The 15194-nt window shown below is 68.8% G+C and carries 16 protein-coding genes and 2 pseudogenes; 10 read left to right on the top strand and 8 right to left on the bottom strand.

Annotated elements, in window-relative coordinates; genetic code table 11:
• Nucleotides 1–275: 275 nt before the first annotated feature.
• The 6 genes from ACIP94_RS30770 (at nt 276) to ACIP94_RS30745 (ending at nt 7266) form a co-directional block, all read left to right on the top strand.
• On the top strand, nt 276–1310 hold the full coding sequence (locus ACIP94_RS30770; RefSeq protein WP_402432848.1) for a LacI family DNA-binding transcriptional regulator: 1035 nt from the start codon (nt 276–278) through the stop codon (nt 1308–1310).
• 84 nt (nt 1311–1394) lie between these two features.
• Entirely contained in the window at nt 1395–3266 is a 1872-nt protein-coding gene (locus tag ACIP94_RS30765) for a glycoside hydrolase family 2 protein (protein ID WP_402432910.1), read from the top strand.
• A gap of 76 nt (nt 3267–3342) precedes the next feature.
• Entirely contained in the window at nt 3343–4614 is a 1272-nt protein-coding gene (locus ACIP94_RS30760) for an ABC transporter substrate-binding protein (RefSeq protein ID WP_402432845.1), read from the top strand.
• 78 nt (nt 4615–4692) lie between these two features.
• Nucleotides 4693–5565, top strand: a complete 873-nt coding sequence (locus tag ACIP94_RS30755; RefSeq protein ID WP_402432842.1) for a carbohydrate ABC transporter permease — start codon at nt 4693–4695, stop codon at nt 5563–5565.
• On the top strand, nt 5562–6452 hold the full coding sequence (locus tag ACIP94_RS30750) for a carbohydrate ABC transporter permease (RefSeq protein ID WP_402432839.1): 891 nt from the start codon (nt 5562–5564) through the stop codon (nt 6450–6452). The genes ACIP94_RS30755 and ACIP94_RS30750 overlap by 4 nt, the downstream gene beginning before the upstream one ends.
• Before the next feature lie 334 nt (nt 6453–6786).
• The gene (locus ACIP94_RS30745; protein ID WP_402432836.1) at nt 6787–7266 is read left to right on the top strand and encodes an ATP-binding protein; all 480 of its coding nucleotides are present in this window, start codon (nt 6787–6789) and stop codon (nt 7264–7266) included.
• Between the two features lie 397 nt (nt 7267–7663).
• Here ACIP94_RS30745 and ACIP94_RS30740 read toward each other — a convergent pair whose 3' ends face one another.
• From ACIP94_RS30740 to ACIP94_RS30730, 3 genes are all read right to left on the bottom strand, one after another.
• The gene (locus ACIP94_RS30740; protein WP_402432833.1) at nt 7664–8185 is read right to left on the bottom strand and encodes a hypothetical protein; all 522 of its coding nucleotides are present in this window, start codon (nt 8183–8185) and stop codon (nt 7664–7666) included.
• Between the two features lie 109 nt (nt 8186–8294).
• Nucleotides 8295–8912 carry a hypothetical protein gene (locus ACIP94_RS30735; protein WP_402432830.1) on the bottom strand — a complete coding sequence of 206 codons (618 nt, stop codon included), beginning with the start codon at nt 8910–8912 and terminating at the stop codon, nt 8295–8297.
• A gap of 613 nt (nt 8913–9525) precedes the next feature.
• Nucleotides 9526–9879 (bottom strand): hypothetical protein, encoded by a 354-nt coding sequence (locus ACIP94_RS30730; RefSeq protein WP_402432827.1) that lies wholly within the window; start codon nt 9877–9879, stop codon nt 9526–9528.
• A 161-nt stretch (nt 9880–10040) separates the two neighbouring features.
• Here ACIP94_RS30730 and ACIP94_RS30725 point away from each other — a divergent pair, with 161 nt between their 5' ends.
• Both ACIP94_RS30725 and ACIP94_RS30720 read left to right on the top strand, forming a co-directional pair.
• Nucleotides 10041–10490, top strand: a complete 450-nt coding sequence (locus ACIP94_RS30725) for a serine/threonine-protein kinase (RefSeq protein ID WP_402432824.1) — start codon at nt 10041–10043, stop codon at nt 10488–10490.
• Between the two features lie 67 nt (nt 10491–10557).
• Entirely contained in the window at nt 10558–11178 is a 621-nt protein-coding gene (locus ACIP94_RS30720; RefSeq protein WP_402432821.1) for a LysE family translocator, read from the top strand.
• A gap of 300 nt (nt 11179–11478) precedes the next feature.
• Here ACIP94_RS30720 and ACIP94_RS30715 read toward each other — a convergent pair whose 3' ends face one another.
• The 5 genes and pseudogenes from ACIP94_RS30715 to ACIP94_RS30695 all read right to left on the bottom strand — a co-directional run bounded on the left by ACIP94_RS30715 (nt 11479) and on the right by ACIP94_RS30695 (nt 14269).
• A complete protein-coding gene (locus tag ACIP94_RS30715) occupies nt 11479–12297 on the bottom strand; it encodes an alpha/beta fold hydrolase (RefSeq protein ID WP_402432819.1) in 819 nt (272 codons plus the stop codon).
• A gap of 159 nt (nt 12298–12456) precedes the next feature.
• On the bottom strand, nt 12457–13122 hold the full coding sequence (locus tag ACIP94_RS30710) for a DUF4097 family beta strand repeat-containing protein (RefSeq protein WP_402432816.1): 666 nt from the start codon (nt 13120–13122) through the stop codon (nt 12457–12459).
• A gap of 432 nt (nt 13123–13554) precedes the next feature.
• Nucleotides 13555–13650, bottom strand: a pseudogene (locus tag ACIP94_RS30705) (IS5/IS1182 family transposase); the annotation flags it as partial.
• Nucleotides 13647–13943 carry an RRQRL motif-containing zinc-binding protein gene (locus ACIP94_RS30700; protein WP_402432813.1) on the bottom strand — a complete coding sequence of 99 codons (297 nt, stop codon included), beginning with the start codon at nt 13941–13943 and terminating at the stop codon, nt 13647–13649. The pseudogene ACIP94_RS30705 and the gene ACIP94_RS30700, both read right to left, overlap by 4 nt.
• Nucleotides 13934–14269 carry a DDE-type integrase/transposase/recombinase gene (locus tag ACIP94_RS30695; RefSeq protein ID WP_402432908.1) on the bottom strand — a complete coding sequence of 112 codons (336 nt, stop codon included), beginning with the start codon at nt 14267–14269 and terminating at the stop codon, nt 13934–13936. Before ACIP94_RS30695 ends, ACIP94_RS30700 begins: the two co-directional genes overlap by 10 nt.
• On the opposite strand from ACIP94_RS30695, the gene ACIP94_RS30690 reads away from it, so the two are divergent.
• Nucleotides 14172–14438 (top strand): hypothetical protein, encoded by a 267-nt coding sequence (locus tag ACIP94_RS30690; protein ID WP_402432924.1) that lies wholly within the window; start codon nt 14172–14174, stop codon nt 14436–14438. The genes ACIP94_RS30695 and ACIP94_RS30690 overlap by 98 nt on opposite strands.
• Nucleotides 14417–15050: pseudogene (locus ACIP94_RS30685) on the top strand (GAF and ANTAR domain-containing protein). Before ACIP94_RS30690 ends, ACIP94_RS30685 begins: the two are co-directional and overlap by 22 nt.
• The last annotated feature ends 144 nt before the right edge of the window (nt 15051–15194 follow it).

Below are 15194 nucleotides of genomic sequence, written 5' to 3'. Positions count from 1 at the left end.
GGGCGCGGCCCGTGCATATGGAGACGCCGGGTGCGACGGGCGCCGTTTGCAACGATGGCAAAGCCCGCAGTCGGGGAGTATGGAGCCGTGGAGCGCCCCTTCGCAATGCTTCGGCAGCAGGTTTTTGCATCGATGCAATCACTTAGACTGGATGTACTGCGCGCGGCACCGTCCACCTCCTGAGCCCCAGCGGCGACGCCGCGGTACCGGCACGGCAGTATCCGTTGTCGCGGCATCCCCACCGCGCACCGCTCGGCCAGAGAGGTCAACACGTCATGACGGCCCCCACGCTCCGAGACGTCGCCGAGCGTGCCGGCGTCTCGATTCGCACGGTGTCCAATGTGGTCAACGGCTACGCCCGGGTGACCGACGCCACCAAGGTGCGGGTCCAGGCGGCGATCGACGAGCTCGGATACCGCCCCAACCTGATGGCCCGCAACCTGAAGCAGGGACGTACGCGCATCATCGCGCTGGTGGTGCCGGCTCTCGACGTGCCCTACTTCGCCGAACTCGTGCGCCTGATCATCGGCGAGGCGCGCGCCCGCGGATACGCCGTCCTCATCGACCAGACCGACGGCGACGTCGAACGGGAGCGGGAACTGATCATGGAGGCGTCGCGCGCGGTCAGTTTCGACGGCGTGATCGCCAGCCCGCTCGCCCTGACCGCCGCCGATCTCGAATCCCGGCACGGCTCGGCGCCCATCCTCCTGCTCGGTGAGAAGATCTTCGACTCCAGCGCCGACCACGTCGCGATCGACAACGTCACCGCCGCACGGGAGATGACAGCCCATCTCATCGGCCTGGGGCGCCGTCGAATCGCCGCCATCGGCGTCCACCAGGACCCCACGGACGGCACCGCCGTCCTGCGCACCCGCGGTTACCGGGAGGCGTTCGCGCAGGCCGGCCTCACTGTGGACGAGTCGCTCATGGTGCCCACGCCGCACTACGAACGCCGGCACGGAGCGGCGGCGATGGCGCGGCTCCTGGACCGTCCCGAACCGCCGGACGCGGTGTTCTGCTTCAGCGATCTACTGGCCCTGGGCGCCATGCGCGTGGCCTTCTCCCGGGGGTTGCGCATCCCTGAGGACCTGGCGCTGGCCGGCTTCGACGACATCGAGGACGGTCGCTACAGCAGCCCCACCCTGACCACCATCGCCCCCGACAAACAGCAGTTGGCGCGTGCCGCGGTGGAGGGGATCCTGGCCAGGATCGAGTCCGGCGTGCACGAGGCACCGGTGGAGATCACGGCTTCCCATCAACTGGTGGTCAGGGAGAGCACAGTCGGCGGCGGAGTCGGCCGACCCGTGTGACCTCGATGCCGTTTCGTTATGGACGGCGGATTGCATCGTTGAAAAGAGTCGTCTCATACTCCGGGCGTGAACGATTTTGCATCGATGCAAAGCGGTGGCTCCCCGTCGGAACACGGGCCCGGTGCCCGGGACGCCGGCGGTCCCACCGCGGCGGCCCCCGCGGCCCCGCCCCGGCCGCAGTACCCCCGGCCGCAGTTCGTGCGCCGGGACTGGCTTTGCCTCAACGGCACCTGGCAGTTCGAGATCGACCAGGCCGACACCGGTCTGGAGCGCGGCCTGCTGCACCGGGAACTCGCCTCCGCCATCACCGTCCCCTTCGCGCCCGAGGCCCCGCTGTCGGGCATCGGCTGCCAGGACTTCCTGGAGGCCGTCTGGTACCGCCGGACGCTTCGGATCCCGCACGAGTGGGCCGGGCAGCGAATCCTGCTGCACTTCCAGGCCGTCGACCACGACACGACGGTGTGGATCGACGGGCACGAGGTGGGCCGCCACCGGGGCGGCTTCAGCGGCTTCACCCTCGACATCACCGAGTTCGCCGCCCCGGGCAGCGCGCCGGATCTCGTGGTGCGGGCGCGGGACAGCCGAGCCGGCGTCCAGGCCCGCGGCAAGCAGTCCACCCGGTACGACACCTACGAGGCGTTCTACCCGCGGACCACGGGCATCTGGCAGACCGTCTGGCTGGAGCCCGTCCCCCGGGTCCACCTGCTCCGGCCGCGCATCACCCCGGACACGGCCGGCGGCCGGTTCCTTCTCGACCTCCCGGTCTCCGCCAACGCCCCCGGCCACCACTGCCGCGCCGTCCTCGCCGACGACGACGGAACGATCACAGAGGCGACGGCTCCGCTCGATGCGGACCGTACGGCACACCTCGTCCTGGACATCCCCGCCGAACGGCGACGGCTGTGGCAGCCTGGCGACCCGCACCTGTACACACTCACGCTCGACATACGCACGTCCGAGGGCGAACTGGTCGACTCGGTCGCGAGCTACGCGGGCCTGCGGTCCGTGACGATCGACGGCCACGCCGTCCTGCTCAACGGACGGCGCGTCTTCCAGCGTCTCGTTCTGGATCAGGGCTGGTACCCCGACGGCCTGATGACGGCGCCGGACGACGAGTCCCTCGTGCGCGACATCGAAATATCGATGGCCGCCGGCTTCAACGGCGCACGCCTGCACCAGAAGGTCTTCGAGGAGCGCTTCCTGCACCACGCCGACCGTCTCGGCTATCTCGTGTGGGGGGAGTTCGGCGACTGGGGTGCCCGGGCCGGAGCACGGCCCGAACGCCAGGCTCCGACCGCCTCGTTCATCACCCAGTGGCTCGAAGCCCTCGAACGGGACTACTCGCACCCCTCGATCATCGGCTGGTGCCCGCTCAACGAGACCTTCCAGGAGATCACGGACCATCTCACCGTGCTCGACGACGTCACCCGGGGCATGTTCCTCGCCACCAAGGCCGCCGACCGGACCCGGCCGGTGATCGACAGCTCGGGGTACTCCCACCGCGTGCCCGAGACCGACGTCTACGACTCCCACAACTACGAGCAGGACCCGGAGCGCTTCGCCCAGGACATGGCGGGCCTCGCCGACGGCAAACCGTTCGTCAACGCGGCACCGGACGGCAGCGCCTGGTCCCTGCCGTACGCCGGACAGCCCTACTTCTGCAGCGAGTTCGGCGGCATCCACTGGCCGACCGACCAGGCGGGGCTCCCCGACACCGGCTCGTGGGGCTACGGCAGCACGCCCGCGAGCGAGGAGGCCTGGTACGAGCGCTTCGCCGGCCTGGTGGGCGCACTGATCGACGACCCACTGATGTTCGGATACTGCTACACGCAGCTCACCGACGTCTTCCAGGAACAGAACGGCATCTACCGGTTCGACCGGACCGAGAAACTCGACGTCGCACGTATCCGGAAGATCCAGACCCGGACCGCGGCCTACGAACTCGACCAGCCCTGACGGGCGACAGCGCATGCGGGCCCCTGCGCCGGAGCAACTGTCTCGCCCGCCCCACCCACCATCCAAGGAGCCCGCATTGAGAACTCGCCTTCGCCGGCTGACCACGGCCGCAGCCGCCTCGGCCTTCGCCCTCGTCCTGGCCGCCTGCTCGTCCTCCTCGTCCGGCACCTCCGACGGAAAGACCACCCTCACCGTGGTCGGCTTCGAGGGGGGCGGCAACGAGATCGCCGACATCCCGGCCATCAACGCGGCCTTCGAGAAGGCCCACCCCGACATCAAGGTCGACTACAAGTACGTCGCCAACACCGAGTACGACGCCTACAACAACACCCGGCTCGCCGCGGGGACCGCCGCGGACGTCCTCATGGTGAACAAGAACCGCCTGATCACCTGGCAGCAGCAGGGCTTCCTCACCGACCTCAGCGACCAGCCGTGGGTCAAGCGGATGCTGCCCAACCTGGCCCCGTACACACAGGTCGACGGCAAGACGTACGACTTCGTCCAGCAGAACATCCCGATCGGCCTCTACGCCAACCTGGACCTGCTGAAGAAGGCGGGCATCAAGCAGGTGCCGCGGACCTGGCCCGAACTGATCAGCGACCTCAAGACGCTGAAGTCGAAGAACGTCGGCGGCCTGGAGATACCCAACCTCAAGGGCTGGGACGCCGAACAGGTCTCCCTCGCCCTGGCCGCCAACCTCATCGACCCTTCCTGGGGCAGTGGCTACGACAAGGGCACCTCCACCTGGGCCGCCGGCTGGAGCCCGGTGATCGACCATCTCAAGCAGCTGCTGACCAGTGGCCTCGTAGACGGCAAGACCATGAACGGCCTGGACCCGTTCAGCCAGGGCGTCTCGCAGTTCGCCGCGGGCAAGTGGGCCTTCTACGTCGACGGCGCCTGGGACCTGAGCCACTACCAGCAGAGCGCCAAGTTCGACTTCACGCTCAACCCCTTCCCCGGTGGCGCGGCGGGCAGCAAGCCCAAGACCTTCACCTTCATCGGCTCAGGCTGGTCGGTCAACGGTGCCTCCGCCCACAAGACCGCGGCCGAGCAGTACATCGACTTCATGTCGCAGCCGCAGCAGGACAGCGCCTACCTCAAGGCCGAGAGCTGCTTCACGACACTGACCGACGTGCCGAGCCCCAAGGTCACCCAGTCCGCCCCGGTCGCCGCCGCCTTCGCCGCCGGGAACACCAGCCCCTCCCAGGTCGAGGTGCCCAACTACCCGAACTCCGAGGACAAGTTCACCGCTCAGCTCAACGCGCTCTTCAACAACCCGTCGATGGACACCGAAGCGCTGCTGAAGCAACTCGACAAGGACATCCCGAAGACCCCGTCGAAGAAGTAGTCACCCCACCCGCCACCGAACCCGTGCGGGGCCTGCCCTACGACAGGCCCCGCGGTCCGCGCCCCCGATGAGGTCGCCGTGAGACTCACCACCCGATCCGCCGCGCTGCTCATGCTTCCGGCCACCGCCCTGTACGCCCTCTTCGTCATCTATCCCACCATCAGATCCGTTCTGCTCAGCCTCACCGACGCCCACGGCGTCATCGGCGGATCGTTCGTCGGCCTGGACAACTACCGCGAGGCCTTCCAGGACCCGCAGGTGCTCGCCGCGCTCAAGAACACCCTGGTCTACACGGTCGTGGTGGTCGTCGTACAGAACGCGCTCGGCCTGGGTATCGCCTACTGGCTGTACAACTCGCCGGCCGTCCGCACCATCGCCCGCACCGGGCTGCTGATGCCCGCGATGATGGCCCTGGTGGCCGTCTCCTACCTGTGGTCGTTCCTCTACTCCCCGGTCGGCGGCCCGCTCGACGCGGTCATGGACACCTTCGGCCTGCACAGCCTGGAGACCTCCTGGCTGGGCGACACCCACACCGCCCTGATGGCGATCGCCGTGTCCTACATGTGGATGTACCTCGGCTACACCGCCACCATCTACCTGTCCAACTACCTGTCCATCCCTGCCGACCTGATGGAGGCGGCGGCCCTGGACGGTGCCCGCGGGTGGACCCGGTTCCGCCGCATCGACTGGCCGCTGCTCGCCCCGTCCCTCACCGTGAACATGACCCTGTCGACGATCGGTTCACTGCGCGTGTTCGACCTGCCCTTCATCATGACCGACGGCGGCCCCGCCAACTCGACCCAGACCCTGAGCTATGTCATCTTCGAGGACAGCTTCAAGGACTTCCGCTTCGCCTACGGCACCGCGGTGGCCGTCGTCCTGCTCGTCATCACCGTCATCGTCGGCGTGCTCCTCACGACCGTCCTGCGCCGCCGGGAGGTTGCCGCATGACTCTCACCGCCCCCAGCACCACAAGAGCCGCCAGCCCCGCTCCGGCGGACACCGCCCCCCTGCGCCGGCGCAGGCTGCACAGTGCCGCCTCGCACGTCGGCCTGCTCCTGGTCACCCTGGTCGTCGTCGCCCCGATCCTGCTCATGGTGAAGGTCTCGCTGCAGTCCGACGCCGACGTCGCCGCCCACCCGCTCTCCTGGCCCAGCCACTGGAGCCTGCACAACTACGTGGCCGCGGTGCAGGCCATGAACTACGGGCGCAGCCTCTACAACACCGTCCTGATCACCGGCGGCGCCGCCGTTCTGGTCATCCTGACCGGCTCACTCGCGGCCTGGCCGATGTCCCGCATCTCCCGCCGCTGGACCAAGACGGTCTACCAGCTCTTCGTGGCCGGCCTCACGGTCCCCGTCTTCGTCATGATCACTCCGTTGTACATGTTCATGCGAGACCTCAAACTGCTGGACTCCTACATCTCGGTGATCCTCGCGGAGGCCGCGATCAGCCTCCCCTTCGCCGTGCTCTTCTTCACCAGCTTCCTGAGGTCCGTACCCGTCGAACTGGAGGAGGCCGCCGCCATCGACGGGGCGGGTCCGCTGCGCACGTACTGGCACGTCATCCTGCCCGTCCTGCGCCCGGCCACCGCGACCCTCGTCATCACCCTCACCCTGGCCATCTGGAACGACCTGGTCATTCCCCTGGTCCTGCTGACCTCCGACAGCAAGCAGACGATGACGCTGGACGTGTACTCCACGATCGGCACCCACGCCTACAGCACGTCCCAGCTCCTGCCCACGGTAGTCCTGGGCACCGTCCCGCTGCTCGCCGTCTTCCTCGTGCTGCAACGGCACATCGTCGCCGGTATCACCGCCGGCGTCAGCAAGGGGTGAGGCATACCGGAGCGGCCGTGGAACCCACCGATGGCTCGGCCACGGCCGGTGGTGAAGGTGACCGACGGTTGGTTCCAGCCCGTCCGGCTCGACCAGGCGTCGGCGCCGCCGCCGGCTCCGGCGGACCTGCGCCGGCTCGGCCACCGAAGCCAGGGAAGCGCCGGGTGATCACCATGGGCCGACAGATCCTCCACCTGTGCTTCGGCCTCCCGGCAGACCCGGACACCGAACTCCCCGAGCGGCTCCGCCGCTTGATGCCGACACTGAGGCAGTGGGCGTCACCTGTCTTAGCAGGGGTATACGCGCGTGGTGTGAACGGGTAGAGGCGGCTGCGATGGAATCAGTGCCCGTGGGCGAGAGCGGCGTCACGCAGGGCGAGCAGGCCATTCAGACCACGGTGGCCTTGGACGGTGACGGCACTGTCATTCCCCGGGCCCGTCATCTGGCTGCTGAGTTCCTCGCTCGCGTGCAGGCTGACCACGGGCTGCCGGTCTCTCAGCGTGCTATGGATCTGACCCAGCTGGTGGTCAGCGAGCTGGTCACCAACGCCCACAAGTACGCTCCGGGGCCGGTGCTGCTGGATTTTCGGATCGCCGATGACACGGTCGAGGTCGCGGTGTGGGACTCCGACCCGGTGCTGCCGATCGCCAAGGCTGCGGACGTCGGCCGTGTGGGGCAGCACGGCCTGGAGATCGTCATGGCCGTCTGCCAGGGCTTCGAATTGCAGCGGGAACCTGTCGGCAAGCGCATCACCGCCCGCATTGCCTTGCTGGACGACCCCGGCGGAGCGGTCACCGGACGCCGCCCCTTGTAGGCAGAGCCGGCCAACGGGTGCGGGCACCCGTCTGCGGCCGTCTTTCGGGAGGGGGCCCGATATCGTGGTCATCGTTGCCTGTCTGCTGCTGCCCATGGTGGCGTGGGTGCTGTGCGGGATGGACCGTTTCGAGGACTGGCTGACCCGCGCCTCGCAGCCATGGGCCGATTGCCGTGTGGGTGGGGCCGGGCAGCAACCTCGTGACGGACAGCGCCAGCGGGCGGGTCAGAGGGTCAACGAGGGGGCGGAGCGCGGAGATCGGCCGGCGTTCGTTCGGATCAGTCACGCGTTGATTCGGCGGTAGGAAGCTCAGCCGAGTGCGAGCAGCACGGTGGCTGCGGCCGCGCCCAGTAGACCGACAACCTGGCGCCGTCAGCTTCGGCGTTCCGTGTCGTCGTCAGGGATGGCCCAGGAGGGCCGGGACGGAGAGTTCGCCTGACGTGGTCGCCGTGCGAGGCCGGGCCGCGAGCGGAGAGCAGGAGTGGCGGCCGGCTGCGGCGGACCCGGATGCGGGCAGGGGCGTGAGCTGCCCTGGGCCGACGGGTGACGAGCCGCGTGGTGGCATGAAGCGGACGACCTCGCTCGGGGGCATGCCGAGCAGACGCTCGACATCACCCTGGCTCATGTGGAGCTCGTGAACAGCGGCGACAATCGCCTGATTCTCGGCGGCGACCGCGGCCGCCCGGCGGCGCCGGGCTTCGACCACCGAGTCCAGCAGGGGCACGAGTTCGGGCACCAGAATGTCCAGCGTGATCATCTCCGGAGGGGCCCCGACGGCTTCGGCCACGAGGCCACGCGCCAGGTCCTCCACCCTGTCAAGGGTGCGGCACTGGCTGTGGAGGTCAAGGCGAGGGATGTCGACGGCCCACCATCGGCCGATACGGTGCAGCAGGACTTGGAATTCGTAGTGGGGACCCACGGGCCTGCGTCCTCTCTCTTCCGTCAGCCGTGCCGTTGCTCACGGGCTGACACGCGCCTCGCGAACTCCGCTCCCTCGCCCCGCCGGGAACGGCCGGGTGCAGGCGTGGTCAGCCGAGGCACAGCCCGAGCAGGCAGACCTCCGTCGGCGAGGTCGACGCCCGTGAGGGGCTGGTCTGGGACGCGTTCGGCTTCGGGCCGTCGCCTGTCGCGGACGCCGACTGCTGTTGTGCCGCCGTACCGGAGCGGTCGGGAGTCGTGTTGCCGGCGGCCGGGGTGGTGCTCTGCGGCTGCGGCGTCGCTGTCGCGGCCGGGCGGGCAGGAACTGTGGTGTCCGGCCGGGCGATCGGTGACGTCGTGCGGGACGGTGCCCGGAGGGTCTGTTGCTGCGGTGCGTCGGTCGTCGGTGTCTGTGGCTGCGAAGGGGAGTGTGACGGCCGGTGGGAGTGTTGAGCGGCTGGTGCGGCGGCTGGAGGATTCTGCTGGGGCGTCTGCTCCTGCCCGGCGCCCGGCCTCGGGTCGTCCGGCGTTGTGGCTGCCTGGGCCCGGTCAGTGGCGTGCCGGTCCATCATGGCGATGCTCAGGCCGCCTCCGACGAGTGCGACAGCGCTCGCGACCGCTGCCCGGCGCTTGTTCTTCCTCCAGCGGGCCAGTCGGCGACGGCGCGCCGCGCGCCCCTGGCGTGCGGGCGGCAGGACCTCGACGTCGGCGGCGACGTGCGGGGCCACGCTCCTGGCAGTGCTGGACTCCGCCACGCCGTCCGGGAGGCTGTCGTGCCCCGTGACGGAGGCCGCGGGGTCCCGGTGGGTCGTTGTAGCAGGTCTGGCACTCGTCATTGCCGGGGCCGAGCCGCTGTGGCCGTCGGCGGCGGGTGGGGCGATGTCCGGGGCGTAGGCGCCGCACCCGGGGCACACCAGTGCGCCGTTGAGGTGCCGACGGCATGAAGAGCAGTAATCCATCTGTGCTTTCTGTTCTTCCTGATTCGACGTGCCGCTGGCCCCCTCTGGGGGGCACGGCTTGGTCCTTGGGCCAGGACGGGACACGCGGACGTACCCGTGCTGAGGCCCATCCCTATTGCGGCGACCCGCGCCACTCCGGCTGACCGGCCGCAGTGGCTCCCGTGCTCTGGTCCCATTGACGGGCTTGTTGACCCGTATCCCGTCCGGTCAGCAATTGCGCTGCCTGGTGCCGCGTGTGTGCCGCGGCGCGTTGAGCTTCGCCGACGACGTCACCCCGTTCGCGTATCAGGTCCTCATAGATCGGCATGCGATCGTTTCCAGTGGAGCTGTGTGTCATGGTCGGCCCACTTTCATGGCGATCAATAAAGAGGCTGGTTCACTGTCAGGCTCGGTTGAGCCGGGCAGCGATCCCGTGGCCGATCAGCAAATAGATGACGGCCGGTAGGCCGTAGTTGAGGACAACGCGCAGCCACTCTGTGTCCATCGTGAAAATGTCCTGTGCCCACCAGGACAGCCAGCCCGCTGTGCCCTGTACGAATTCGACGAACACGTTCCCGCGGTTCGCGTCGAGCAGGAACAGCAGGATCCACAGGCCCAGCAGGCCCGCCGCGATGTCGGCGATGGTGCAGATGGTGATGGCCGTACGCCGGGTGGTGGCCTGACGGTGCAGAGCGCGGCCCGGGTCTGGCGGCTCGTTGTATACCTGGTATCCGGGAACCGGGTCGATGTTTCTCATGGGGATATCCGATCTGACGTAGTGCCATGTCTGCGCGCTCGCGCCAGGGCACCGGATTCCGCCGGTCGGTACCCCGCTTCTTCCTCCTTCTGCGTTCCGCATGCACTGCAGCGTTACACCGGCGTCTACAATGCCCAAAATATGGCTGCCTATACAGGCACTTGGAGGCGCAGATCGCGGCCCGGCTCAACCACCCCAACGTCGTCGGCATGTACGACTTCGGTTCACACCACGACCAGCCCTACCTGGTCATGGAACTCGTCAACGGCTGGAACTTGGCCCAGGAACGCTCCCTGCGCCGCGTCCTGCCCCCGGAAGAGGCGGCAGCCATCACGGCACAGGCGGCCGCCGGCCTCTGCGCGGCACACCAGCAGGGAGTGGTCCACCGGGACGTCAAACCCGCCAACGTGATGCTGACCACCGACCACACGGTGAAGACCACCGACTTCGGCATCGCACGCTTCGCCGAGGAGGCCGCCGGCACCCTGACCGCCACAGGCAAGATCATCGGAACCGCCGACCACCTGGCTCCCGAACGCGCCCTGGGCCGTCCCGCGCAGCCCGCATCCGACGTCTACTCCCTCGGCTGCGTCCTGTACGAACCGGTATGAAGGTCTGCCCGGACGGTCTGCGGGCCGGGGCCTCGGCCTCCGGCCTGGTGAATGTGAGACTGAAGGCATGCTCATACAGTTCCTCACCGCCGCCGGTGTGCTCGCCGTGCTGACCGTGGTGCCCAGGCCGGACATGGCCGTCGTGACGAAGCGGGCCGTCTCCGCCGGATGGCGGGACGGTCTGCGGACGGTCGGCGGGATTACCACAGGGCTGCTGGTCTGGGGTGTTCTCACGGTCGTGGGTCTTGCTGCGGTTCTGGCCGCTTCCGCCACCACGTACACCCTGGTCAAGCTGGCCGGCGCCGCCTACCTGATCCTCCTCGGCGTCCAGGCGCTGGTCCACAGCCGACGCGGCCAGGCACAGACCGCGGACACCCTCCCCGCCACCCCCGCCGGCAGCCCCTGGCGGACCGGCCTGATCAGCAACGTCTTCAACCCCAAGATCGCCGTCTTCTACACCGGCCTGCTGCCGGCGCTGGCCCCGTCCGGGCTGTCCCCGCACGCCGGTATGACGCTGCTGGTCCTCATTCACGCGATGCTGACCGCGGTATGGCTCGGTAGCTACGTGATGCTCCTGGCCAAGGCCCGTGCCTTCTTCCAGAAGCCCCGCGTGCGCCGGGCCATGGACCGGACCACAGGCGTCGTACTGATCGGGTTCGGCCTCAAAGTCGCCACGACCCAGCCCTGACCATCAGCGCCGCCGATCGCCGGGGGCAAGCAGGCTGGTCAGCTCGGCGATGGCCTCGGGGCAGGGCTGAAGCGGCGGACGTTCTCCGGCTTCTTGTGTCGCGACTTCCTACGGTACAGCGCCGGCCCGTGGCGCGGCCCCACACGCCGGACACCGCAGCCGCCCCGGCCTCTCCCCCGGCGACATCGCCCGCTCCGGCAGCTGACCCGCGTCATACGACGGCCCATGGCTTCTGTCCGGCGGATCACCTGACCACTTACAGCGTCGCCTGGCCGACCGTCAGTCCGCCGGTCTCTGTCTTCAGCGCCCGCCGCGGTTGAGGGCGGCGACCTCGCGTACGGCCCCGGCTATGGCCTGGTAGTCCTTCCTCAGGATCGCACCGTGGTTGCTGGGGACCTTCGCGCTGACGCGGAGGTTGGCGTTGCGGGCGGTCACTGCATCGAGGCCGGCGCGTATCCGTTCCTGCTCATCACCGCGGCTTCCAAACGACGTGCCCGAAGCGACCACGTAGCGCACCGGGACGGCGATGTTGTCCAGCACGGGGCCCAGCTCGCGCTCTCGGGAGAGCCTGCCGAGCTCGATGTTGCTGTTCGCCTGTTCTTCGGCGGTCATCCGCGGGGTCAGGCCAGTCGGGCGCAGCAGCGGCGTGAACCAGCCCATCCGCCGAAACAGCTTCCGGATTCGCTGCTCCATGGCCTCATCCAGCCAGTCGTGCGGGAACGCGCCGTCGACCAGGACCGCGCCCACGGTACGGGCCGGGTTACGGTCGGCCCAGTGCGCCGCGACGACCGCTCCGTAGGACCAGCCCACCAGCAGCACCCGGCCCACGGCCCTGGCCGCGAGAACGGCGTCGACATCACGGACGGCGGCCTCGAAGGAGTAGTCCGCCGAACACTTCGACTTCCTGCCGCGGGCCCGCTCGTCGTAGGTGATATGCCGCCACTGAGTTCCCAGTTCCGCGATGACCCGCCGCCAGTATCCCTGCGTGGCGAACTGGCCGTTGAGATAGACCACGGGGATCCCGGGGCCGCCGCTGTCGGTCACGGCCAGCGCCGTGTCGTCGACCGGCACCATGCCGGTCCACTGTGCATCGGTCGAGAAGGTGCTGTTCTTCCTCATAGGTTCCCCCTGGTCGCGTGAAGCATCTTGTTCGACTTCTCCGGGCGCTGCACGTGGAGCGCGATCCCCTGGAAACGGCGGCCGGGTCACCGGCGGTGACGCAGAGGATCGCGGTCGCGGCCGGACGGTCCCGGCCTCTGCTCGTCGCAGGCCGCGGATCTACAGGCTGCGGGCGGTGATGTCGCCGTGGGAGGTGGTGGCGCGGATGTCGAGTTCGGCGGTGCCGTCGTTCTTGAGGGCGTTGCTGATGCGGCCGTGGCCGGTGCCGGCGTCCAGGGTGGCCGAGACGCCGGCGGCGGCGCCGATCGAGATGTCGCCGGACTCGGTGCGCAGCACGACCGTGCCGCGCCCGGCCTCGGCGATCCGGATGTCGCCCCGTGCGGTGCTGATCTCCGCGGAACCGCCCAGCCGGCCGACCTCGACGTCGCCGTCGACCGCGGTGAGGCGGACGCTCGCGGCCTCGTCGATCTTGATCTGGCGGTACGCGCCCTCGAAGGCGACGTCGCCGAGGCGGCCGACGACCCGGAGTTCGGCGCCGGCCGTCTTCGCCTCGACGTGGGAGCCCGCGGGCAGCTGGATGGTCACCTCGACCGATCCGGAGGGGCCGAAGAGCTGGTTCTTAGCCTCCGGGGCCGCGATCCGCAGGACGCCGGCGCCGTAGCCGACCTCGATCCGCTCCGCCGCCCTCACATCGCTGCTCTTGGCGGCGTTGACGGGCAGGACCTGGACCGTGGTGTCCGCCCGGTCGGCGGCGATGAACTGGATGCGCCCCGCGGGGATGTCCAGGACGGCGGAGACCGGGGCGGGGGTGTCGAACTTCTGCATGGCGCTCTCCTGTCGACTCGTTGTTTCTGATATCGGAAACGCTACGTTGCATTCCAGGAATCGGCAACGAGTTCGTTGCGTATCGACGGTATCGATGCAGGTAGAAGAGGAATATTGTTGCAATGATTCTGCAGCTAACGCAACAGCTTCAATGTCGATCGTTGCAATAGAATGAGAGTGAACGCTATAGAGGAACCGTCACCCACCACGAATGTGGCCACACGTTTGCGCGCTCGATCGCGAGCGGTGACCTGCTGCCAGATCACCTCCCTCTCCGGCACACGCCGTCCCATTCACCGCGGCCCCGCAGCCCGCTCCAGGGCCTGCTGTGACGCAGCCCGGCGGCAGGGTGCTTACGGCGTAGGCGCCGCTGGCACGCTCCCGACCTACACCACGTCAGAGGTCGTTTTCTCCCGATGTTTCATCCCGCTATTACTGTTTGATCCCGTGGTTCGGGTCGCGCCAGGAGATGGTGGCCTCGCCGGTAAGGCGGCGGGCCATCAGGTCGGTCATGGCGAGGTGGATCACGCCAGCTGGTGCGTGGCCGGGGGCGCGATGTAGCTGCTGGGGTCCGCCGGCGTTCCGTCGTGGCATTCGAGGCGGCTGCCAAGGGTCTTGAGCGGCAGGCACGCGAAATACCGGCGCATGCAGAGCAGATAGGTCTGGCGGGCGGCCATGGCCTTGTCGAGCGCGAGTTCCTGGGCCAGCGTCGGTTTCCGCTTCGGCTTGGCGAGGTCGACGCGGTACAGCCACGCCGAGCGCCCGCCCTTGCGCCAGATGAGCCGGGCGACAGGCTCGTGGCCGCCGGGGCTCAGGCCCATCGCGCGTCACTGGCGGCGGTGAGCATGGCGAGGTCGGAAGTGCGGTGAGATCGCGCTGAAGACGGACAGGAACTTCTGGGCTGATCGGGCCGTGCGAAAGTCCTTCGTGGCGCGTTCACGCTGCCTCGCCGTCTGGTGGCTGTTCTCGGCCTGTTGTTGAGGCCCTTGTGGGCACGGTGCTCGGCCGAGCGCATGAGCTCGCCATGGGCCACGGGGCAGGAGCGCATCTTGTCCGTGATCAGCACCCTGGGCACCCGGCGCTGCTTCTTCATGAGCTGGGCCATGAACCGCTTCGCGGCCTTCGCGTCCGGCCTGGACTGGACCAGAGTGTCCAGTAGGTACCTCGCTTGGTCCACCGCCCTCCACAGTTGCTGCCGCACCCTGTTGATCTATGAACACCTCGTCAAGGTGCCCTCCGCCGGGGACCTGAACCCCTTGTACGACACCGCCGCCCCGGCCCCCACGCACGCGATCTGCTGGCCCAGGACTCCGTAGGCGCCACGCTTGAAAGGATCAGCACCTCCGCCACCGAGCTCGTCGAGGGCTGCCAAGCCGCCGGCGTGCTCACCTTCAAGGCAAGCAGGTCGAATCCCTCGCCCCGACCGACCATGTCGTCATCGGCAGCGACCAGCTCCAAGAACGACTGCAGGAAGGCCCCTGCTTCGACGCCGCCCACAACCACCTCGGCGAGCGGGTGTTCCGCATCGCCGACTTCACCGCCCACATCCAGCGCTGGCCCGCCTACGCGCCCCCAGGGGCCTGGGGCCGGGCAGCATGAGAGGCTTCCTCCTCTACACCGACGAGGAGGACCTCGGCGCCCTCAACCTCAACTCCCGCCGGCCCGGCGCGTTCACTGAGGCCAGCGAGACGGCCGGCTGGCTGCTCGCCTCCCACGCCGCCGTCGCCTTCTCCGGCGCCCACACCCACGCCCAGAGGGAACAGGCCGTCGCCACCCGCCACACCGTCGGCGAAGCCATGAGCATCCTCATGGGCTCCCGCCACCTCACCGAGACCCAGGCATCCGACGGCCTGCGCCGCTGCTCCCAGCAGAAGAACATCAAACTCCGCGACGTCGCCCGCCAGGTGTGTGCACACGGGCGCCTGTAGACCGCGGTGCAGGGTTCCTGAGCGCGGGGGTCCAGGACAGTGGCGCGACGGGCGTCCTCAGCGCAGCAGCCGGCGTACCGTCCGGCGCAGGGCCAGGGCGCGGGCGAGGCGGGGCAGGGCGTAGGTGCCGAGGACGATCGCGGT

It is taken from the genome of Streptomyces sp. NPDC093261, from assembly GCF_044753645.1.
Lineage (GTDB): Bacteria > Actinomycetota > Actinomycetes > Streptomycetales > Streptomycetaceae > Streptomyces.
Note: the sequence above shows the minus strand (reverse complement) of the source record. Positions and strands in the feature narration are given on the sequence as shown.